Source organism: Nitrosomonas eutropha (genome assembly GCF_003201195.1).
GTDB lineage: Bacteria > Pseudomonadota > Gammaproteobacteria > Burkholderiales > Nitrosomonadaceae > Nitrosomonas > Nitrosomonas eutropha.
On the sequence record NZ_QICQ01000007.1, the window covers coordinates 41,883 to 61,775 of the forward strand.

Sequence of the window (19,893 nt, forward strand, 5' to 3'; positions counted from 1 at the left end):
CTCTCTTTGTGCATTACCGCGAAATTGGTATGGGGGTATAAGTAATTGATAAGTAAGTTATATAAAGAATTATGAGAGGAAGATATCCTAAGCCGACCCATCTGAAGATTGTTGAAGGCAATCGTGGGAAGCGAGGGGTCAACAAGCAGGAGCCAGATCCGGCTTACCTCAATGACCTGGCCGCTCCAGATTATTTTTCTGCTGGTGCAAAAATTGTATGGAGTGAGATCGTGCCAGGCTTGCGGGAAGCAAAATTGCTGACCGAAGTGGATGTTCCGATGCTGCATATGGCGTGCGAAGCCATTGCCACATATCGTCGGGCTGCACTGGAATGTGGGCAGGAATATACCGAGCCCGGTGCCAAAGAAAGAAAATCGATCAGCTACTGGGAGATGGTCAAGTCCATGGCATTCAAGCAGGCCATGACAGCACTGCAGCAGTTCGGCATGTCGCCGGCTGCACGCACACGTATCGCCGTTCAACCGCAACAGACATTACCTGGACTTGAAGAAACATCCGAAACCTACCTCACGTGATCCGGTGACAACCTATGCCCGGAAAGTAGTGGCTGGGAAAATAGTCGCAGGCCCGCATGTCCGGGCAGCCTGTAACCGGCACCTGGAAGATTTAGAGCAAGCTCCTTCACGGGGCTTTTTTTTCGACCTGGAAAAAGTGAAGCGCATCATTGGCTTTTGCCGGGATGTGCTCAAACTAAACGGTGGCGAATATGAGGGCAAGCCCTATATCCTGTTGGACTGGCAGGCATTCATCGTCGGCAGCTTGTTCGGCTGGGTCGATGTAGAAGGCTTGAGACGTTTCCGCGTGGCCTATGTAAGCACCGGGAAAGGCAGCGGAAAATCGCCACTTGCCGCCGCAGTGGGTCTGTATGGTCTGGTGGCAGATGGGGAGGCGCGTGCTGAGTGCTATTCAGCGGCAACAAAAAAAGATCAGGCCATGATTCTGTTTCGTGATGCAGTGGCGATGGTAGATCAATCTGCCATCCTGCGAGATGCACTGATCAAAAGTGGAAAAGGATCGACGGTCTGGAACCTTGCTTACCATAAGTCAGGCAGCTTCTTCCGTCCGATCTCGTCCGATGATGGACAGTCCGGTCCTCGTCCGCATATCGCACTCATCGATGAGATCCATGAACACAAAAATAATTTCGTGGTGGAGATGATGCGGGCCGGTACCAAAAGCCGTCGGCAGGCGTTGATCTTCATGATCACCAACTCAGGGTCGGACAAGACCGGCCCATGTTGGGATTATCACACTTACGGCACACAGGTAGCTTCTGGACAGTTGACCGACGATTCATTCTTCAGCTACATCTGCGCACTGGATGAAGGTGATGACCCGATCAACGATGAATCCTGCTGGGACAAAGCCAACCCCAGCCTGAGATTCGGCCTTCCGGGCTATCGCTATATCCGTGAACAGGTGCGGGAAGCGAAGGGTATGCCGAGCAAAGAAGCCGTGGTGCGGCGCCTGAATTTTTGTGAATGGACTGGAGCAGATGCCCCTTGGATCTCGGCAGATGTATGGATGGATGCCCGTCGCGACTATGACTGGCGCAATCTGCGGAGCCGGCGTGCATGGGGTGGGCTAGATTTGGGATCCACTACAGATCTAACCGGCCTGGTATTGTGGCTGGAACCGGAAACAGCAGAAGATCCTTGGCAGCTCGTTACGTTTGCCTGGTTGCCGGAACAGGATCTGCTGCGAAAAGAAGAAGTGGATCGTGTTCCTTACCTGGCCTGGAAATCCGCCGGCTATCTTGAAACAACCCCTGGCCGTGCAGTCAGCCGCCTGGCCGTCCTGCGCAGATTGGCAGAATTACAGAATATGTTCGATATCCAATGTATTGCATTTGACAGATGGCGCATCGAGGATCTGAAACAAATGGCTGAAGACGAAGGCATCGCCCTGCCGCCGATGGAACCATTCGGGCAGGGATTCAAAGATATGAGCCCGGCGTTGGACAAGTTTGAAAGTGCATTGCTCAATGGCGAAGTCGTCCATGATGGCAACTCGGTATTCACCTGGTGCGCCGCCAATGCCGTAACTGTTGCGGACTCTGCAGAAAACCGCAAGCTGAGTAAAAACAAAGCAACCGGCCGGATAGATCTGATGGTGGCTGCGGTCATGGGTGCGGGGATCGCACTGAACAGCGCGCGTGAAGAATCCGTGGAACCCGCACTCATCATCCTATGATCAGCTGGCAGGAAGTCCAAAACAAAGCACGCACGCCAGGCAGTGTCGTGCTGAAACAGTGGATGGCACAGCGGGAAGCCACACGGATCCAGAATGCCACTCACAGTCTCACAGACGGCACGCGTGGCAGCGAACTATACAGCTGGCTAGTCGATGGCCTTTCGAGCGCAGGAAAGCCCGTTAACGAGCAAACAGCGCTATCCGTATCGGCGGTGTATGCCTGCATTGGAATTATCGGCGGCGCGATCGCCAGCATGCCGTTCCACATCTACAAGCGAACGGAAGACGGCCGGGAAAGAACAACCCATGACTTGTGGTGGTTCTTCAATGAATCCCCTCATCCATCCTGGACCGCTTCAGCATTCTGGGAATACATCGCACAATCGCGGCTATTCCATGGCGATGCATTTGCCAGGATACATCGGGCCAGCAGGCTGTCACCGAAGATCGTTTCGATCGAACCACTGCACCCGAGTGCGGTGACAGTCGAGCAAGTGGACGGCCTGCTGCGTTACACCATCATCGATGACGATGCAACGCTGGTGACCATTGACCAGGGCGATATGCTGCATATCCCTGGTATCGGGTTTAATGGCCAACGCAGCATATCCGTGCTGCGACATGCATTGCGCACCTCCGCTGGTACAGCACTGGCAGCAGACGAGTACAGCGCCAGCTTCTTTGCCAACAGCGCCCGTCCTGATTTTATCCTGACGACTGATGAAAAGATGTCGACGGATACCATCAATGACCTGCGCAGCCAGTGGCAGGCAAAGTATGGCGGCAGTGCGAGATCACATCTACCAGCTGTACTACAGGGTGGCATGAAAGCCCAGCAGCTGACCATGAACAGTGAAGATGCACAGCTACTAGCAACTCGGCAATTTCAGGTTGAAGACATCTGTCGGATCTTTGGCGTGCCACCGTTCATGGTCGGGCACCAGGAGAAAACCTCATCGTGGGGACAAGGTATTGAGCAGCTGGGTATTAGTTTCGTCAAATACACTCTGCAGCGTCATCTACGCCCGATCGAACAGGAAATCAATCGCAAGATCTGGCCGCGTAGTGCCGGGTATTTCGCGGAATTCAATACAGCGGGATTGGAGCGCGGTGATCTGAAAACTCGCTACGAGGCCTACCGGGTAGCCATTGGCCGCGCCGGGGAGCCTGGGTTCATGACCGTGAACGAGGCGCGCCGGATTGAGAACATGAAGCCTATCCCAGGCGGAGATCAACTGCATACAGGAACCAATGATGGACAGAATGCTACAGCTACTGGCGCAGAATAAATCCAAAGGTTTGTTCAGGGCAGAATTATCTGGCGATGAAGCCACGATCTATTTGTACGACACGATTGTCAGTGATGATTTCTGGGGCGGGGTTACCGCCATCAGTTTCGTCAAGGAACTGATGGCTATCAAAGCACCGGTCATCCACTTGCGGATCAATTCCCCCGGCGGTGATGTGTTTTCCGCCCGCGCAATCGAAACGGCCATCCGCGAGCATAACTCCGAAGTGATTGCCCATATCGATGGTGTGGCTGCCAGTGCTGCCTCCTACATCGCTCTGGCTGCGGACAATATCGTGATCGCCGAAGGTGCGTTTTACATGATCCACAAAGCCTGGTCATTTGCGATGGGCAATGCGGATGATCTGCTGGAAATGGCTGCCTTGCTGGAAAAAGTGGATGAATCACTGGTGACAACTTACGCGAAAAGAACCGGGCAGGCAGAAGATCAAATCCGAGACTGGATGAGAAATGAAACCTGGTTCAGTGCTGCCGAGGCAGTGGAGTATGGGTTTGCTGACTCAGTCGCAGAAGATGGCCCATCTGCTAGTGCATCCATCGGTTGGGATTTGTCAGCCTATAACGCAGCGCCAATCATTCGACAGGCACAACAATCGGCAGAGCCAGCAGAACAGGATCTACCGAAAATCGATACTGGTTATCTGCAGCGTATTGCTGCATTGGCCAGACATATGTAACGGCGCTCCCACGCCAACAAGACACCCGCCACGGGCAACCCTGGCGGGTTTTTTATTGCCACCAATCCAAAGGAACAACTCATGGCACAAACACTGCAAGAGCTGCGGGAGCGTCATGCCGCACTCGCAAAACAAACCCGCGAACTGGTCGAAAACAACAACGGCAGCTGGCAGCCCGAACACCAGGAGAAATATGATCAGCAACTGGCCGAACTGGATGATCTGAAAAACCAGGCCGACCGCATCTGCGCATTGCATGACAGGATTGCCGAAGAAGCTATGGCAGATCGTGCAGTCGAGGCAGTCCAACGGTCATCGCATGGAAGGAATGGATCGAATGCTCAGCTCGATCTGTTTGCCAAATGGGTGCGTGGAGGTGATCGCGCCATGACTGCTGAGGACTGGACAACCATCCGCAATACCATGAGCACCACTACCCCCGGCGAGGGCGGTCATACCGTCCCGACCGAAGTAGTCGCTTCCATCATCGAGGTGCTCAAGGCCTATGGCGGCGTGCGTGAAGTAGCCAGTGTCATCAGTACGGCTGCCGGTAATCAGATGAACTTTCCCACCTCTGATGGCACCTCTGAAACGGGTGAATTGATCGCAGAAAACACCACAGCGACGGCGCAAGATCCAACCTTCGGGGTCGTCACACTCAACACCTATAAATTCAGCTCGAAGATCGTCGCCGCGCCGTTTGAGCTGCTGCAGGATTCGGCAGTGGATATTCAGGCATTCATCTCCCGTCGTCTGGGAGAGCGTCTAGCGCGGGTCCTCAATACCTATTTCACGACCGGCACCGGCACTAATCAGCCAAAAGGCGTAGTGACTGCAGCAGCCTCCGGCAAAGTTGGCACGACCGGACAGACCACCACAGTCATTTTTGATGATCTGGTCGATCTGATCCATTCGGTTGATCCAGCTTACCGGGCAGCTAGTGGTGTCAGATTTATGATGAATGATAGCGTGCTGAAATCCATCAGGAAAATGAAAGACACTCAGGGCCGGCCTGTCTTCCTGCCGGGTTATGATGGCCTGGGCGGAGCCATGGCTGATACGCTACTGGGCTATCAGATCACCATCAATCAGGACATGGCAGCTATGGCCGCCAATGCAAAATCTATCCTGTTCGGTGATTTCTCTCGCTATACCATCCGCGATGTCATGGGAATGACTCTGTTCCGGTTTGAGGATTCAGCTTACATCAAACTGGGCCAGATCGGTTTCCTGGCCTGGATGCGTTCCGGTGGCACGCTGACTGATGGCGGCGCACCTCTGAAATTTTACCAAAATAGTGCCACCTAAGGAGGCAAAATGGCCATGGAAAAAGCACGGGTACTGGTTGCCTTTACGGTGCTGGATCAGCTTCTAAATCCCAATCAGGTAATCGAAGCGGATGAGGCCATCATCAAAGGGTTGGCCGATCAGGTGGACCGATCCCCCGAAGCGGTGGCGTACTGCCTTAATAACGGTGGAAAGATTATGACTATTCAATTCACCTCGGCAGAAGATGATTTATCTGAAGGCAAAGAAAACGATCCGCCTGCAGGCAAAGAGGCTGATCAGTCCACAGCTGAAGCAGAAAAATCTACCCAACCCAAGAAAGGCAAATAAATTAACCCTCGCAGCTACTGCACCCGCCACGGGCAACCCTGGCGGGTTTTTTAATCATGCTCAAACGCGTTACCCCTCCTGTTGACCAACCTCTTTCTTTGACTCAGGTCAGAGATCATCTGCGACTCACAGTGGTTGATGATGATCCTGTTTTGACAGGATTGATCGCTGCTGCCTGTGATATGTGCGAAGCTCAAACCGGCCGTGCACTAATGCCGCAAGAATGGGCTGTTACCGAAAGCGAGCAGTGCCGTTTTATCTATCTGCGTAAGTTGCCAGTAACGGCAATCACCAGTGTGAAACATATCGATGATTATGGCGATGAGTTAGCCATTGACCCTGCCGAGTATCGATTGACCAATCCCAGCGATAGTGCGCCTGCCTGGGTAGAGTTTTCAGAAGACGCCGCCATCCCGGCGGGTGGGATCCTCCGGGTAGTTTTTGCCTGTGGTTATACAGATGTCGATGCAGTTCCGCAGGCACTGAAGCAGTGGATGCTACTGCAGATAGGCCACTGGTACATGAATCGGGAATCCGTAAATATCGGCAACATCACCAGCCTTTTGCCCTACGTGGACGGCCTGTTGGATACCTACCGGATATGGAACTTATAACATGAGTGGAATCAAGTCAGGCCGATTGCGTCATCGCGTAGTCATCAAACAACGTGTGGACACGCAAGACGTGCAAGGCAATATCACGGAGTCCTGGGAATTATATCGTACCGTCTGGGCTGCGATCGAGGATCTGTCAGTCCGCGATTTTATCGCAGCGGATGCAGCGCAATCACAAATTACCACCCAAATCACGATTCGCTATCTACCAACCTTCGATCCGTTACGTATGCGCATCCATCATGGCAATGTGGTTTATGAACCGGTAGGCGTGCTGGCAGATAAAGGCAGCGGTCGAGAATATCAGACGATCCCAACCAAGAGGCTAAGCAACTGATGGCTAGCAAAATGGAACTGGATATCGAAGAATTGATGCAGAAAATCAAGCTCATCAATGAGGATGTGCGTTACAAAGGCGGTCGGTTTGCTTTACGTAAGGCGGCGCAGGTTGTGGCCACGGATGCCGTGCGAATGTCCAAAGCCGTGGATGATCCGGATACGCCGGAAGATATCTCGAAGAATGTTGCCATCCGCTGGAATGGACGGCTGTTCAAAGCATCGAATGGGTATCAGATGGGATTTCGCGTTGGGATCCTGGGCGGCGCTCAAACGCCAAGTGCTCGCCCTAAGAAAAAGCGTGGCAAGTATACCCTCAGTGAATTGGGAGAATTATCCGGGAAGGGCAAAGATAACCCCGGAGGGGATACCTTCTATTGGCGCTTCGTCAACTTCGGCACTAAAAATATACAAAGCAAGCATTTCTTTGAACCGGCACTTAAAAATAATACGAGTAGAGCGACAGCCGAATTTGTTACGCAGTTTGAGAAAGCATTGGATCGCGCCATCAGAAAAAAATTTAGACAGAGATGATTCCGATCTTCTCTATCTGCGCTGCAGATCTGGGTGTCCAGGCATTGCTGGGGAAGAAGCCGACACGGCTGTATCAGTTTGGCATGGCACCTTCAATCCCAGTTTCCCCGTATGCCGTCTGGCGGCAAGTGTCAGGAGTGCCGGCTGCCTATCTTGGAGATAGGCCGGATGTTGATAGTTTTACGCTGCAGGTAGATGTCTTTGCAAAAACCCCGGAGATATCCCGAGAGGTAGTGGATGTACTCCGCGATGCACTGGAGCCACACTGCTACATCTCCAGCTGGGGCATGGAAGGAAGAGATCCGGAAACAGAATTACACCGCATCAATTTCGATATAGATTTCATCATCAGGAGATAACAGCCATGGCAATCCTTACACAGGGCACGCAAGTATTCTTTATTAACCCCAATGGTTCGGGCGGCAGAGAGGTGCAGGAGATCGACTGCGCAACTACATTCTCCCCGGGCGGCAACCCGGCCGATCAAATTGAAACGACCTGCCTGTCTGCAACCACACGCTCCTATCTCCCTGGTCTGCGAACACCAGGACAAGCAACACTTGGCATCAATGCCGATCCGGACAATGCTAGCCACATTGCACTACATGGATTATCACAGACCGATCCAGCGCCGGTGATAACGTTTGCTGTTGGCTGGTCGGATGGCACACAGTTACCCACGTTACGAGTAAAAGGAACAGTAGACAGCATTACTGTAACTGCTGGTGGCAATGGCTATACCGGGACGCCAACAGTTACTATCACTGGCGGTGGTGGTAGCGGCGCAACCGCAACCGCTGTGACTGATGGTGATGCCGTGACAGAGATCATTATCACCGATCCTGGCACTGGCTTCACCAGTGCGCCAACCGTTACCATCACTGGTGGCTCTGGTACTGGCGCAACTGCAACAGCAGCCATTATTGCTGAGGATGGTATCAATCTGCCAACTGGCCGTACCTGGTTTGTATTCGATGGGTATATTTCCGACTTCCCATTCGATTTTGCATCCAATACGGTAGTCACCTCTCAGGTTACGATCCAACGCACTGGCGGGTCTGCCTGGATGCCGAAACAGTGAGCGCACTAATGCTGATCTCGATAGAAAGTCTCAAGACACAAGGCGGATTTTCAGATAAACCGGTGAAGCGGACGATCACATGGCGTCAGAGTGACGAAGAATTTACCGGTGACGTATATGTCAGGCCGTTATCGTATGCATCCGCCGTCGCGGATCTGCGTAGCATAAATGACGATCTCGATCCGGTGGCATCCCGTATCGCATCGAGCATCACTGATGAACAGGGAAAACCGATCTTCACCGTGCAGGACATTACCGGCGAAGCGGATCCGGATCGTGGGGCGCTGAATGGCAGCCTGACTATTGCATTGCTGAATGTCATTGCCGAAGTAAATGGCCTGGGAAAGCAGCAGAGCTGACCGAGGATGAGATCTGGCACGAGCTTGTACTCAATGGCGTGGGTGGCCGCACCATCGCAGAGGCAAAGCAGACCATCAGTTTCACCGAGTTTAAATCGTGGGTTGCTTATCGTGCCAAACGCGGCAGCTTCAATATCGGGTTGATGGTTGAGTTATCCATCGCACAACTAGCCGTCATGTATGCCAATGCACACAGCAAAAACGGTGGATTCAAATTGCATGACTTCGCCCCGCATTATGACGAACCGGTCGTCACACTGGATCAAGCAATGAAGGAGTGGTTATGATGGCAAGCTCTTTAGGGACGCTTACTCTCGATCTCGTCTCCCGCATTGGCTCGTTTACCGAAGGCCTGGACAAGGCAGGCCGCCATGCGCAGAAGAAATCCAAAGAGATGCAGCGTGCGGCGGATGAGGTTAAGAAAGCCTGGTCCAACATCGGCAAGACAATTGCTGCCGGGCTGGCCGGCATCTCAGTTAAATCCATCTACGATCAGATGGCAGAGAACAGCAAGATGGCCGAGCAGGAACAGGTGCAGCTTGCAGCCGTACTCAAATCTACCGGGGAAGTTGCCGGATACACGCAAGATCAGCTCAACAAGATGGCTGATAGTATGTCGGACCTGACCGGCATTGCAGCCGGAGAATTTACCAAAGCACAGACCCGCCTCGCTGAATTTACCGGCATCATCGGTAATAATTTCCCGCGTGCGTTACAGGCTGCGACCGATATGTCAGTCCGTATGGGCATGTCTGTCACGCAGGCAATGGAACTGGTGGGCCGTGCGCTGGATGTGCCCAGCCAAGGCCTGGCCGCGTTATCCAGGCAGGGATTCCGGTTTACCGACGACCAGAAATTACTGGTCAAGCATCTTGAGGACACCGGACGGGCAGCAGAAGCGCAGGCGATTATTTTGGAAGCGCTTGAGACGACTTATGGTGGTGCGGCAGAAGCAGCCAGAAACACCTACGCTGGTGCATTGGAAGCACTCAAGACTACCTTGGGCGGATTGATGACCGGCGATGCAGGCTCGCTCAACGGCGCGCGTGACATGGTTGAGGATCTGAACCGGGCATTGAAGGATCCAGAAGTCCAGGCGGCGATCAAAAGCGTTACCAACGCATTGATGGAAAGCGTCAATGCCGTTCCATATTTGCTGAATGCGGTGGATGGATTTACCCGAGTTGTCAGAATTGCTGCGAATACCCTGGTTGGTTTTTTTGCATCTCAGGCAGGCAACATTCGGTGGTTGGCAGCCCAGGTTGAGGGCGCACTCTCTCATATCGGTATGGGGGATATGGATAAAGCGCGAGCATTGCTAAAGGAGGCCGGGCAGCAAGAGCAGATAGCCAGGATGGCTAATGCAGAGATTGATCGCCTGATGGAAACAGAATTGCTGGGAGATCGGATAAAGCGCGTTGCAGCCGAGACCAAAGGCATCAAGGCGGATGCACTCAAGATCGATCAGGAAGCAGAGATCGCAGCGGCAAAGGCAGCCGCAGCAGCAGCAAAAGCCAGCAAAGCAGCCAAGGCAAAGCGTGATGAGGGTGACAAGGCAGCAGAAGCGATCGCGCGCGAGCTGACAGCGATCGAGCGGGCAGCCAAGGTATGGGGCATGACAGCCGATGAGGTCAAGCTGTATGACCTGCGCATCATGGGTGCGAATGAACACCAACTAGCACATGCCGATGCCATTTTGAAAAGTATCACCCTGCGGGATGAAGAGAAAAAGCTGCTTGAAAATTATCAAGGTGTGGTCAAATCACTGCGCACTCAGGACGAATCCCGTCTCGATACTTTGCGTGAACAGCTGTCCATCATCCAGCAGATGGGGTCTGAGGATCAAAACAAGCAGGCAGGCCGGGCGCTCGCTGGCATCATGGATGCATCCCCTGAGTTTGCCGGAGTGGGAGAAATTGCCGGTGGTTTCACTGGTGAATTCGGTAGGCTGGATAAAGCAGAACAGCAGCTCAACGAATGGTATGCCAAACAGCTGGGGATGGTGCAACAGTTCCGGGAAGAGTATTTGAACTATACCGCCGAAGCTGACGAAAAAGAACGACTGCTGCATCAGGAGCACGCCAGAAAACTGCAGGCAATCGATAAGGCAAGGCAGATTGCAGGGCTGAATATGGCCTCTGATTTTTTTGGTAACCTGGCTCAACTGCAGAACTCACAGAATGCAAAAGCAGCCGCGCTGGGCAAAGCAGCTGCCATTACTCAGGCAGTTATCAAGACCTATGAGGCCGCAAATGCTGCTTATGCGTCTGCTGCAGCAACGCCGGTAATCGGTCACATTCTTGGGCCGCTTGCAGCCGGTGCGGCGATTGCTGCCGGTATGGCAAATGTCGCTGCCATCCGTGGTATGGCACATGATGGAATTGATTCGGTGCCGCAGACCGGCACATGGTTGCTTGAGAAAGGCGAGCGTGTCACCACCGCACAAACCAGCGCGAAGCTGGATAACGTGCTGTCATCGATACAGGGTTCACAACAATCGCAACAGTCTGCGCTGCCCGTCGTCAATCTCAACGCTGTCAACGTCCTTGATCCGTCATTGGTGGGCGATTATCTATCCACCCCGGAAGGTGAGCAGGTACTGATCAACACCATCAGACGCAATCCAGATCAGGTCAGGCAAGTCGTCAACCATGGCTAAGGTGACGACGACGCTGTTCGGGGATCTGGCGTTCCTGCCAGTCCCGGCCAGGGTTCCGGTTAGTGAAACTCTTGAGTATCTTACCGACATCATCAGATCGTATAACGGTACCGAGCAGCGGGTGGCGCTGCGATCAAAGCCGCGCCAAACCATTGCCTATTCGTGCGCCTCTTCATCTGCTGCCCACGGAGCGGAGATCTTCAACACGCTGTATGGCGCCATAGACAAGCGCTGGGCCGTCCCCTTGTGGCACCAGGCGCAATCGCTTGCTAGCGTATCGGCACACCAGACGACGATTTCATGCGATACATCCGGCTATGACTTCCGCAATGGCTCACTCGCATTGCTCTGGCAAACCGAATCACACTGGCAGATCGTGGAGATATCTACCGCCGGATCAGGGTATATCGATATCACCACAGATACGGATGCGTTCGGCGAGTGCTCGCTGATACCGGTCAGGCTCGGCTGGTTGAATGGCAGCTCTGATCGCCATCTGAACCGGCTAGTCACTGAACTGCAGGTAGCGTTCGAGATTGATGATTATTCGGAAATAATACCGGCCACACCGGGCCAGTATCTCGGCTACGACGTTTTCGACGATTGCCCGCAGCTTGCCGGTTCCGGGATAAACCGATCGATGCACCAGCAGGTAGATAGGGTGGATTTTGATCTCGGGCTCGTCTCAAGATTATCGCCCTGGACCTACGCCCGGATAACCTCACCTGCCCGCAAAACGGTTAATGGCTTTGAATCAGTCAGCGATTACAAACGCTGGTTCGCCAGAGCACAAGGCAAAGCCGGGTTGTTCTGGCTGCCACTGTATGAAGTTAATCTGCACCCGCTGAATGCAGGCATGATCACAACAACCCTGATCATGCGCAGCGATGCCTATATGGCCTATGGACAGCACCGGAAACACATCGCCGTGAGAGATAGGGATGGAGAGATCTTGCGGTACAGAGAGATAACTTTTGCCGAACAGGTGGATGCGCAGCGTGTTCAGCTTACCTTGTTGCCAGCGCTGAATTTGCATATTAATGCTATCGACATAATGTCGTATCTCGGGCTGTGCCGGTTTGACTCGGATAACTTGAGCGTGCGCTGGATTGGCAGAGGGGTGGCTGAGATCACCTCCACTATCATAGAGATACAGCCGTGACAGTATCTGTCGAGCTATACCGTTTTGTCGAGTTGCGCGGGGGTACTAATGCCGTCGTGCGGTGGACATCCTCCGATGCGCCTGTCGTGTACGCCGGCGAAACTTATGTCCCTGTCACACTTGGCCGCAGTGAGCCAGAATCTCGTAACGAGTTATCCCGGGCCGACTTGACGGTAACCGTATCACTCAATAACCCTAGTGCTAGAACATGGATGCAATCATCCCTGGATAGCCTGATCACCCTGACTGTATTTGCCAAGGAAGATGCGGATGTGACAGTCGTCTGGAAAGGCAGGCTGGCATCAATCAAGCCAACGGATGCCACTATAGAGCTGCTGTTGGAATCCATCTTTACATCATTGCGCCGGCCTGGATTGCGCCAGAAATATCAGCGAGTCTGCCCGCATGTTTTGTACGGCAAAGGCTGTAATCTGGATAAGGCCGGGTTTGCAGTTGCCGATATAGCTACGGCGGTCAGTGGCACCAGCATGACAATCAGTGCGGCGGCTTCCTATCCCGCCGGCTATTTTACTTATGGCATGATCAAAACGGCTGGTGGCGTATTCCGGATGATAACCAACCACTCAGGATCGAGCATCACTCTGATCAGGCCGGTTGATTTCGCAGGAGATTTCAACATCACCATTTATCCCGGCTGCGACCGGACAATCACCACCTGCAATGACAAGTTCGGCAACCGGAACAACTTTGGCGGGTTTCCTTACATCCCGCTGAAAAATCCGTTCAACGGCTCATCAATCGTATAGAGGATCTATGTGGTGGACCATAGCAGTATTCGTTGTTGCGCTGGCGATATCCGTAGCGTTTCAGCCCAAGTCGCAAAACCAGAGTCCGACAGCGGGCCAGGTGGAAGCTCCCACGGCAGAAGAAGGCAGAGCCATCCCGGTGCTGTTTGGCACGCGGGACATCAAGCAGGCGAACGTGGTGTGGTACGGTGATCTGAAGACAGTTGCCATCAAGAAGAAGGGCGGCAAGAAGTGATAGATAAAACTGTGACCATGTTGCATATCCGCAAGGCAGGCATGTGCAGCCGTGGTACCCGCGATTTTTTTCTGCACCACGGGCTGGACTGGGGTTTATTTCTCAAGCAAGGGATAGAAGCAGAAAAGTTAGCAGCAACCGGCGATGCGATGGCATTGCAAGTGGTGAAGATCGCTAGAGAAGAAGATGGGCAGCTCTAAAAAAGTAACCGTCGGCTACAAATACTATGTCGGGATGCACATGATTCTGTGTCACGGCCCTGTCGATAGGCTTCTGCGCATCCAGGTAGATGAACGTGATGTGTGGGATGGCCGGTTGAGCGGCGGCCAGATTGCACTAAACCAACCGAATGTTTTCGGTGGTGAATCGCGCGAAGGCGGCATTCAGGGAGCGGTAGACTTTGAAGCCGGCCACGCTGCGCAAGAGCAGAATTCATACCTGTTGTCGAAGCTCGGGAGTTATGTCCCGTCATTTCGAGGTGTTGCGGGCATGGTGCTGCGGCAGATCTATGTGGGTATGAACCCGTATCTCAAAAAGTGGTCATTCCGGTTGCAGCGTATTCATACCCGTCAAAACGGTTTGCCGCAGTGGCACGACAGCAAGGCTGAAATATCTGGACTAGGTGTAGGGGCTAATGTAAACGAAACTTTCTCAAACACGGCTATATTTGAGTCAAATGATCCTGCCGCTTATATCGTCGAACAGAATTCCATCAGAAATTCAGGATCCGCAGCTGGTTCTGTAAGTTCTTTTTACAAAAGACAAATTCCAACTCTCATTATTAAAAGCTTTTCTGTTGAATTTCTGGTTGAGCGGCTTTCTGCCGGGGATTCTATGAGGATTGCTATAGCCAGCGATAATGGAACCGCTTGGTTTAGTTTTAATCCAGTTCGGGAGGCAGTTGTAGACGCGCTCCAGAGGCCAATGATTAATGGCAATAACGCAATAGCACCAGATAAATTAGATGTAAATGTCTGGTACAGGTTGGAAGTAAACGCTAATGTAAGTCCCGGCAATTTAGGATACAAAATAACCCGCTTGTCAGACTCAGCAACAATCTCAACTGGCCAATATCCTCAACCCCAAGAGATTGCAGTGAGTCAGCTTATGTTTGTAAGGGACCAAGATAGCTCACCATCCATAACCAGATTTAAAAATGTGCTGATAGTTGGTGCTGGAACCACTGGGGACATGAACCCGGCCCATATCATCCGGGAATGCCTGACAGATCCATTGTGGGGAATGGGCTATCTTGAGGCGGATATCGATGATCTGTCATTCATGGCTGCAGCAGATACGCTGTACGCTGAAGGATTCGGTATGTCACTGTTGTGGGATACCGAGACCAGCATAGAAGAATTTATTAAAATTATCGTCAAGCATATTGACGCCTCCGTCTATGTTGACCGTAAGACCGGCCGGTTCGTCCTGAAGCTCATCCGAGATGACTACAACCCCGCAAACCTGCTGACGCTTAATGAAAGCAATGTAGAAAAAATAGCTGACTTTAATCGTCCCTCGATTGGGGAGCTGATCAACTCAGTAACAGTCACCTATTGGAACAGTGAGACGGGGCAAAATGCCACACTGACTGTGCAAGACATCGCGTTATCGCAACAGCAACAATCAACAGTGGGGACATCTGTCACTTACGAAGGCATTACCAATGCGCACATCGCATCCCGTGTTGCTCAGCGTGATCTGAAAACCTTATCAACGCCGCTGGCCAGCTGCACGATTTATGCGAATCGCGCGGCAGCCGGCCTTAACGTTGGTGATGTATTCAAGCTCACCTGGCCTGTCTATGATTTAACTGACATGGTGATGCGCGTGACTGGTATTGCTTATGGAGACGGCAGAAGCCACCGTGTTCGGATCCAGTGCGTGCAGGATGCATTTGCAACGCCCGATTCCGCCATCATCGTTCCCCCGCCAATAGAGCGGCCGGATACAGGCCAGGAACCTGTACCAATCGCCAGGTATGCTGTATTTGAAGTCCCTTACTTTGAACTGGTACAGCGACAAGGTCAACCGGCCATTGATGCGCTGTTGGCCGGCAACCCAGATATGGGATTTGTGGGTGCGGGTGCCGCCCGTCCGCAAGGGGCTGCTTTATCCGCCCGCATCTATACAGATATGGGCAACGGCTATGAAGATGTCTCGAATCTCGATTTCTCCCCTTGTGCTGTTTTGGATGAAGCTATTGATCAAATGGCCACCACGTTTGCCATCAGAGAAGTGCAGGACATCGAGGCTATAACGCTCGGCACCTGGTTCCAGCTGGGCACAGAGCTAATGAGTGTTGAGTCGATTACTACGTCTAGCATCACAGTAAAACGCGGCGTATTGGATACTGTTCCTGCCTCTCACTCCGATGGCGATAGCCTGATTTTCTGGGATGAATATGGCGAGGCAGATCCAACTGAGTATATTGCCAGCGAGCAAATCAACGTCAAACTGTTGACGGTCACTGGCGCCGGAAGATTGGCGCTGGCAAATGCACCTCAAGATACCGTCACGCTAGATTCCAGAGCACTCCGGCCTTATCCTCCGGGAAATTTCAAGATAAATGGGAGTTATTTTCCAAATGCAGTATCCGGGCCTGTTTCTTTGAGTTGGGTGGAACGAAATCGACTGCAGCAAACCGGTGCGGTTTTGATTGGTTTTTCTGACGGTACCGTCACGCCTGAAACAGGCACAACGTACAACGTCTATGCTTATGACGATTCAAACAACGATCTAAAATATAGCAATACTGGGATAACTGGAATTTCCGATGTTATCGGAGTTGGTTTTTTGGCAGGGGTTATTAATCTACGAGTTGAGTTATACGCTGTTAGGGATGGTTACCAATCTCTACAACCACAGACGCATGTTATGCAGTGGTCATCTGGTGAAAACATGATGACTTTCGAAAATAATTATACACCAGACGCCGGAAATAGTGTTCAACTTCAATTTACGCAATAAAGATTTTCTATGGCACAGTATTTTTTAGATTTATCAATAGGTCATTCTGGAAAATGGCCAGCCCTTTTGCGAGGCGCTGCGAGCACATATAACGACGCTGAAATGAACACATCCCCTATAAAAAAATCTTGGGGAAATGGAATGCTGATAAAAGGCTTGGGCTCTGATTTTAGAACAATCGGCGCAGGCTTGGGGTCGTTCGCAGATGTCGATATTTTATATAAAGCCACTTTTAGTTCAATAGCTCCGCCTTCAAACACCAATAGCAGCGGAGTCATTAATATTTACGCAAGGGGTGATGGCAGTTTTACAAGTGACAAACGGCCTAATAATTGTTATCTAGCGGCAATCAATGCCAATACAGATTTATCTTCAAACGGTGCTACCGTTTCATTGTACAAGGTTGTCTCGGGTGTGTTTAGTTCGATAATGTTTAACATACCGTCTTTGTCGAGTTTGCCGACAGCAGCGCTGGCGCACGAGGTGCCCCTATTTATGCGCTTTCAATGCATCGGCACATCTTTAAAGTGCAAAACATGGAAACATCCGGACCCGGAGCCGGCCACATGGAACATAAGCGCAACAGATTCAACTTTTTCATCTGGTCAAGTTGGGATCTCATATCCAAACAATAATCAAGAATTTATCAGTTCTTTTCTATCCGTCGGTACTGGCGGCGATCCTCCAACATCCTCATTTCCGGGAGGAAATAAAACAGTATCTGGAACACTTCTAAAACCGGACGGCTCAGTAGCAGACGGTTATATAGCACGATGTTATCACCGTGAAAGCGGGGCGCTTTTAGGTGAAATTTTGACAGATGCCATCGGGGCTTTTACGTTCAGCCTTCCGATATCTTCGCTAGAGAAAGTTTACTGTCTTGGTATTGATCAATTGGGCAACAGCTGGAACGCGCCGATTAAAGATCTTATCTCTCCGGTTTAGGAAATCTACCATTTTGAACAAACTCCCATACAAAGGTCCGGAGCGGCGCAGTCCAGTGCTATCAGAAGAAGATATGGATGCGCTCTTTGCTGCTGCTGCCAAATAAAACGTAATCACTGAATTAGACGAAAGCCCCAGGCGCTCGCAACGCTATGGGGCTTTCTTGTTTCTGCCCCTTGTCTATACCAAGGAGAAAAACTTGTTTGAGTTTAGCAAATTTGTGCGAGGTTTTTATGTCTGGAAACGATTTGGTTGAGTATGCACCACGATAAGGATCCTACAACGTGGAGCATTGAGGTATGGACCCTTGCTATCGTTATGGCAATCGTAGGGGGATTAGCCAGCATCATACAGAAGCTGCCTTGCGAGCGAACGAGACCTTTCAGTGCACTTGAGCTTATTGGCGAGATGATCACGTCAGCCTTTGTAGGGATGCTGGTATTCATGGCGCTTGAAGCTGTTGATATGCCTCTTGGGGTATGTGCAGCTGGTAGTGGTGTTGGTGGCCATATGGCAACCCGGCTTCTATTCCTTGTGGAAAACGTTATAGAGAAACGGATAAAAGATATGGAGAGGGAAAAGTGAGCGCCATCAATCTATCTGGTGGGGTATCACTGGAACCAACCGGGCAACATGTGCAGGTATACATCGTGCGTGGTCACGGCACTGGACAGTCCGATACAGGCACTTACGGTGATCCAGTCAGGTGGGCGGGAGCACTTGAAATGACTGGCGATCATGCGCGTGTAAGTGGGTTGAATCTGATGGACACCAGCAGTGGCAGATTTACGGTTGTGAATGCTGCCGCATTGCATGGCTGGCTGAGAAAGCAGGGCGTTAAAAAAATCACGTATGAGCGCCTGGTCGATGGACAGATGCAAACGCATGAGGTGGAGATTTGATGGATCTGCGATTTGTAAATGATGAAATCCTGACACCGTCTTTCCGGCTGCTGGCAGGTGGAGCAATTCCGAGGAATTACGACACACCGGAAGCCAGAGTGATGTTGCTGACAATCGGTCTGCAGGAATCCAGATTTATATTCCGGGCACAACAGCCGAGCAGGATCGCGCGCGGATTTTACCAATTCGAAAATGGCGGTGGTGTGCGGGGTGTGTTGACCCATGCAGCATCTGCTCGTGAGATTGAGCGGGTGCTGGGCAAGATCCACGTAGACAGGGCGGATGTATACACAGCGATTGAATGGCATGACCAACTTGCTACTGTCATGGCTCGGCTGCTGCTATACACGGATCCGAGGCCGTTGCCAGCCGTTACTGATACTGCCGGTGCATTACAACTTTATTTGAGGGTGTGGCGTCCCGGTAAGCCACATCCGGAAACCTGGCCAGCCTTTCACAAGGCGGCCGTCGATTTAATCACAAGGGGATAAACATGGAATTAATTTCTGGTTGGCGTACCTGGTGGAAGCAAATATCAACTTGGATGGTAGCAGCGGGATCATCGATCGTGGCATTCGCGCCTGAGCTGATGGAGATCTGGCGCAGCCTGCCGATCGAAGTGCAAGCATCTTTCCCGGTCGAGTGGATCCGTGCTTTTGGCTTGTCGTTGGTCATTGCATCCATTCCGGCCAAACTGATTCGCCAGCGTAAATTGTACGAGCAGGCACAGGATGATCTTTATGCCGAGTAGTTTAACCGCTGCCACCATTGCCCTGCTTGTCGGATTGGCGAGCGGGGCTTTTTTATGCGGGCAGTACAAGGATGCAAGGCTGGAAGCACAAACTGCTGCTGCAAGAGTCGCTGCTGCTCAGCAGGAACGCAAGATGGCCAACAGAATAAACGAGGTATCCAATGACTACGACAAGCGGCTTACGAAGCTCAATACCATTATTGCTGATACTACTGCTGACTACGACAGGCTGCGCGTCAAACGCTGTCCAGCAGTGCCCAAGGTTGCCGCCACCCCCGCAGCAGTTGATGCAGCCACCAACGGATCAGCCGACTGGGATCGAGAGATCGAAGTCGATCTTGATAGAGTTGCAGCAGAAATTATCCGACTAGGCGGAGACCTGGATCGCGCAAACGAACAGATCCGGGGGTTGCAGGCAACCGTCAAGGATTACTTGGCAGTTCAATCAATGTCAACTTTCAGGCATCAGGATTAGTGCCTTGCCATAAAAGTACGGATTTCATAACGCAGATAAAGGGAGTAAACACCCTTCATTACGGATGATAATAGTTCTTGATAAGGAATAACATGGTTGTGCGTGAGGCAACTCACGCTCCTTCTTGATAGCTGTCATTTGACAGCATCTGCCCCTGCCATCACCCCCTGGTGGCAGGGGATTCCTTTACGGAGAGCCACGCAAAATTGAACTTTCCTTGGTTTGTAACAATCCTGAAATAGTTGAAGGTTAAGATAGTCGTGTCATTTATTTTTTGATCCTGTCT

Annotated in this window: 25 protein-coding genes; all 25 read left to right on the top strand. The window is 51.8% G+C overall.

The genetic code is table 11. The annotated features are described in order from the left end of the window. Nucleotides 1-71: 71 nt before the first annotated feature. Complete coding sequence (locus tag C8R14_RS03965) at nt 72-536, top strand: phage terminase small subunit P27 family (RefSeq protein ID WP_011634525.1); 465 nt, start codon at nt 72-74, stop codon at nt 534-536. After that, nucleotides 505-2,214 (top strand): terminase large subunit, encoded by a 1,710-nt coding sequence (locus C8R14_RS03970; protein ID WP_110332557.1) that lies wholly within the window; start codon nt 505-507, stop codon nt 2,212-2,214. The genes C8R14_RS03965 and C8R14_RS03970 overlap by 32 nt, the downstream gene beginning before the upstream one ends. Then, a complete protein-coding gene (locus tag C8R14_RS03975) occupies nt 2,211-3,503 on the top strand; it encodes a phage portal protein (protein ID WP_011634523.1) in 1,293 nt (430 codons plus the stop codon). Before C8R14_RS03970 ends, C8R14_RS03975 begins: the two co-directional genes overlap by 4 nt. Continuing rightward, nucleotides 3,469-4,200 carry a head maturation protease, ClpP-related gene (locus C8R14_RS03980; RefSeq protein WP_207204461.1) on the top strand — a complete coding sequence of 244 codons (732 nt, stop codon included), beginning with the start codon at nt 3,469-3,471 and terminating at the stop codon, nt 4,198-4,200. Before C8R14_RS03975 ends, C8R14_RS03980 begins: the two co-directional genes overlap by 35 nt. An 81-nt stretch (nt 4,201-4,281) precedes the next feature. Beyond that, complete coding sequence (locus C8R14_RS03985) at nt 4,282-5,508, top strand: phage major capsid protein (protein ID WP_011634521.1); 1,227 nt, start codon at nt 4,282-4,284, stop codon at nt 5,506-5,508. Between the two features lie 9 nt (nt 5,509-5,517). Continuing rightward, complete coding sequence (locus C8R14_RS03990; protein ID WP_110332558.1) at nt 5,518-5,817, top strand: hypothetical protein; 300 nt, start codon at nt 5,518-5,520, stop codon at nt 5,815-5,817. Nucleotides 5,818-5,873: 56 nt separating this feature from the next. Then, entirely contained in the window at nt 5,874-6,431 is a 558-nt protein-coding gene (locus C8R14_RS03995; RefSeq protein WP_011634519.1) for a head-tail connector protein, read from the top strand. Between the two features lies 1 nt (nt 6,432). Further along, nucleotides 6,433-6,768 (top strand): phage head closure protein, encoded by a 336-nt coding sequence (locus tag C8R14_RS04000; RefSeq protein WP_011634518.1) that lies wholly within the window; start codon nt 6,433-6,435, stop codon nt 6,766-6,768. Beyond that, a complete protein-coding gene (locus tag C8R14_RS04005; protein WP_011634517.1) occupies nt 6,768-7,301 on the top strand; it encodes an HK97-gp10 family putative phage morphogenesis protein in 534 nt (177 codons plus the stop codon). The genes C8R14_RS04000 and C8R14_RS04005 overlap by 1 nt, the downstream gene beginning before the upstream one ends. Continuing rightward, entirely contained in the window at nt 7,298-7,660 is a 363-nt protein-coding gene (gp17, locus tag C8R14_RS04010) for a tail completion protein gp17 (protein WP_011634516.1), read from the top strand. The genes C8R14_RS04005 and gp17 overlap by 4 nt, the downstream gene beginning before the upstream one ends. Nucleotides 7,661-7,665: 5 nt before the next feature. After that, nucleotides 7,666-8,382 (top strand): phage tail tube protein, encoded by a 717-nt coding sequence (locus C8R14_RS04015; protein ID WP_011634515.1) that lies wholly within the window; start codon nt 7,666-7,668, stop codon nt 8,380-8,382. After that, nucleotides 8,379-8,741 carry a phage tail assembly chaperone family protein, TAC gene (locus C8R14_RS04020; RefSeq protein ID WP_207204460.1) on the top strand — a complete coding sequence of 121 codons (363 nt, stop codon included), beginning with the start codon at nt 8,379-8,381 and terminating at the stop codon, nt 8,739-8,741. Before C8R14_RS04015 ends, C8R14_RS04020 begins: the two co-directional genes overlap by 4 nt. A gap of 38 nt (nt 8,742-8,779) precedes the next feature. Continuing rightward, entirely contained in the window at nt 8,780-9,028 is a 249-nt protein-coding gene (locus C8R14_RS04025; RefSeq protein WP_011634513.1) for a phage tail assembly protein T, read from the top strand. Beyond that, nucleotides 9,025-11,400, top strand: coding sequence for a phage tail length tape measure family protein (locus C8R14_RS04030; protein WP_011634512.1), 2,376 nt, complete (start codon nt 9,025-9,027; stop codon nt 11,398-11,400). The genes C8R14_RS04025 and C8R14_RS04030 overlap by 4 nt, the downstream gene beginning before the upstream one ends. Next, complete coding sequence (locus C8R14_RS04035; protein WP_011634511.1) at nt 11,393-12,562, top strand: hypothetical protein; 1,170 nt, start codon at nt 11,393-11,395, stop codon at nt 12,560-12,562. The genes C8R14_RS04030 and C8R14_RS04035 overlap by 8 nt, the downstream gene beginning before the upstream one ends. Further along, a complete protein-coding gene (locus C8R14_RS04040; protein ID WP_041353501.1) occupies nt 12,559-13,329 on the top strand; it encodes a phage/gene transfer agent baseplate hub protein in 771 nt (256 codons plus the stop codon). Before C8R14_RS04035 ends, C8R14_RS04040 begins: the two co-directional genes overlap by 4 nt. 7 nt (nt 13,330-13,336) lie before the next feature. Continuing rightward, nucleotides 13,337-13,564, top strand: a complete 228-nt coding sequence (locus tag C8R14_RS04045) for a hypothetical protein (RefSeq protein ID WP_011634509.1) — start codon at nt 13,337-13,339, stop codon at nt 13,562-13,564. After that, complete coding sequence (locus tag C8R14_RS04050; RefSeq protein ID WP_011634508.1) at nt 13,561-13,764, top strand: hypothetical protein; 204 nt, start codon at nt 13,561-13,563, stop codon at nt 13,762-13,764. The genes C8R14_RS04045 and C8R14_RS04050 overlap by 4 nt, the downstream gene beginning before the upstream one ends. Beyond that, nucleotides 13,751-16,534 (top strand): phage tail protein, encoded by a 2,784-nt coding sequence (locus tag C8R14_RS04055; protein ID WP_011634507.1) that lies wholly within the window; start codon nt 13,751-13,753, stop codon nt 16,532-16,534. The genes C8R14_RS04050 and C8R14_RS04055 overlap by 14 nt, the downstream gene beginning before the upstream one ends. A 9-nt stretch (nt 16,535-16,543) precedes the next feature. After that, the gene (locus C8R14_RS13340) at nt 16,544-17,479 is read left to right on the top strand and encodes a hypothetical protein (protein ID WP_011634506.1); all 936 of its coding nucleotides are present in this window, start codon (nt 16,544-16,546) and stop codon (nt 17,477-17,479) included. 258 nt (nt 17,480-17,737) lie between these two features. Beyond that, nucleotides 17,738-18,064 carry a phage holin family protein gene (locus C8R14_RS04070; RefSeq protein WP_110332561.1) on the top strand — a complete coding sequence of 109 codons (327 nt, stop codon included), beginning with the start codon at nt 17,738-17,740 and terminating at the stop codon, nt 18,062-18,064. Further along, complete coding sequence (locus C8R14_RS04075; protein ID WP_011634504.1) at nt 18,061-18,381, top strand: hypothetical protein; 321 nt, start codon at nt 18,061-18,063, stop codon at nt 18,379-18,381. The genes C8R14_RS04070 and C8R14_RS04075 overlap by 4 nt, the downstream gene beginning before the upstream one ends. Beyond that, a complete protein-coding gene (locus tag C8R14_RS04080) occupies nt 18,381-18,872 on the top strand; it encodes a hypothetical protein (RefSeq protein ID WP_011634503.1) in 492 nt (163 codons plus the stop codon). The genes C8R14_RS04075 and C8R14_RS04080 overlap by 1 nt, the downstream gene beginning before the upstream one ends. Before the next feature lie 2 nt (nt 18,873-18,874). Further along, nucleotides 18,875-19,132, top strand: coding sequence for a DUF7940 domain-containing protein (locus C8R14_RS04085; protein WP_011634502.1), 258 nt, complete (start codon nt 18,875-18,877; stop codon nt 19,130-19,132). Next, on the top strand, nt 19,122-19,607 hold the full coding sequence (locus tag C8R14_RS04090) for a hypothetical protein (protein WP_011634501.1): 486 nt from the start codon (nt 19,122-19,124) through the stop codon (nt 19,605-19,607). The genes C8R14_RS04085 and C8R14_RS04090 overlap by 11 nt, the downstream gene beginning before the upstream one ends. Nucleotides 19,608-19,893 lie beyond the last annotated feature (286 nt).

Bases quoted from the DNA above. Each gene is read 5' to 3' on its own strand.
- C8R14_RS04000 (WP_011634518.1), top strand. From the start codon at position 6,433: ATGAGTGGAATCAAGTCAGGCCGATTGCGTCATCGCGTAGTCATCAAA.
- C8R14_RS04030 (WP_011634512.1), top strand. From the start codon at position 9,025: ATGATGGCAAGCTCTTTAGGGACGCTTACTCTCGATCTCGTCTCCCGC.
- C8R14_RS04080 (WP_011634503.1), top strand. From the start codon at position 18,381: ATGGATCTGCGATTTGTAAATGATGAAATCCTGACACCGTCTTTCCGG.
- C8R14_RS04070 (WP_110332561.1), top strand. From the start codon at position 17,738: ATGCACCACGATAAGGATCCTACAACGTGGAGCATTGAGGTATGGACC.
- C8R14_RS03980 (WP_207204461.1), top strand. From the start codon at position 3,469: ATGGACAGAATGCTACAGCTACTGGCGCAGAATAAATCCAAAGGTTTG.
- C8R14_RS04045 (WP_011634509.1), top strand. From the start codon at position 13,337: ATGTGGTGGACCATAGCAGTATTCGTTGTTGCGCTGGCGATATCCGTA.
- C8R14_RS04005 (WP_011634517.1), top strand. From the start codon at position 6,768: ATGGCTAGCAAAATGGAACTGGATATCGAAGAATTGATGCAGAAAATC.
- C8R14_RS03990 (WP_110332558.1), top strand. From the start codon at position 5,518: ATGGCCATGGAAAAAGCACGGGTACTGGTTGCCTTTACGGTGCTGGAT.
- gp17 (WP_011634516.1), top strand. From the start codon at position 7,298: ATGATTCCGATCTTCTCTATCTGCGCTGCAGATCTGGGTGTCCAGGCA.
- C8R14_RS04085 (WP_011634502.1), top strand. From the start codon at position 18,875: ATGGAATTAATTTCTGGTTGGCGTACCTGGTGGAAGCAAATATCAACT.
- C8R14_RS03985 (WP_011634521.1), top strand. From the start codon at position 4,282: ATGGCACAAACACTGCAAGAGCTGCGGGAGCGTCATGCCGCACTCGCA.
- C8R14_RS04055 (WP_011634507.1), top strand. From the start codon at position 13,751: ATGGGCAGCTCTAAAAAAGTAACCGTCGGCTACAAATACTATGTCGGG.
- C8R14_RS03975 (WP_011634523.1), top strand. From the start codon at position 2,211: ATGATCAGCTGGCAGGAAGTCCAAAACAAAGCACGCACGCCAGGCAGT.
- C8R14_RS04015 (WP_011634515.1), top strand. From the start codon at position 7,666: ATGGCAATCCTTACACAGGGCACGCAAGTATTCTTTATTAACCCCAAT.
- C8R14_RS03995 (WP_011634519.1), top strand. From the start codon at position 5,874: ATGCTCAAACGCGTTACCCCTCCTGTTGACCAACCTCTTTCTTTGACT.
- C8R14_RS04090 (WP_011634501.1), top strand. From the start codon at position 19,122: ATGCCGAGTAGTTTAACCGCTGCCACCATTGCCCTGCTTGTCGGATTG.
- C8R14_RS04035 (WP_011634511.1), top strand. From the start codon at position 11,393: ATGGCTAAGGTGACGACGACGCTGTTCGGGGATCTGGCGTTCCTGCCA.
- C8R14_RS13340 (WP_011634506.1), top strand. From the start codon at position 16,544: ATGGCACAGTATTTTTTAGATTTATCAATAGGTCATTCTGGAAAATGG.
- C8R14_RS03965 (WP_011634525.1), top strand. From the start codon at position 72: ATGAGAGGAAGATATCCTAAGCCGACCCATCTGAAGATTGTTGAAGGC.